The following is a 288-nucleotide window of genomic DNA, read 5'->3' on the forward strand; positions in this document are numbered from 1 at the left end:
AAACAAGGCTTTTTAATGAATGTCTTAAACCCAAAAGTATCCTTATTTTTTTTAGCGTTGTTTCCTGGGTTTTTGTTCAGTACTACTTTAAGTGACATCACGCAATTTTATGTCTTGGGATTCTTGTTTATGACAGTTTCTTTCATAATTTTTTCTACTATAGCTATCTTGGCTGGTTTTATTTCAAATTATATAAAGCAACATAAACACATAGGTGCATATTTAAAATGGTTGCAAATAATTGTGTTTGTTGGAATTGCCGTTTTCATCTTGTTTTCAAAAAAATAG

Annotated in this window: 1 protein-coding gene; it reads left to right on the plus strand. The window is 29.2% G+C overall.

The window, feature by feature from the left end; genetic code table 11:
* Positions 1–288, plus strand: a 288-nt coding sequence (locus tag ACNG5D_RS16020) for a LysE family translocator (RefSeq protein ID WP_418184533.1), incomplete at its 5' end; no start/stop codon positions are given.

It is taken from the genome of Algibacter ulvanivorans, assembly GCF_048381495.1.
Lineage (GTDB): Bacteria > Bacteroidota > Bacteroidia > Flavobacteriales > Flavobacteriaceae > Algibacter_B > Algibacter_B ulvanivorans.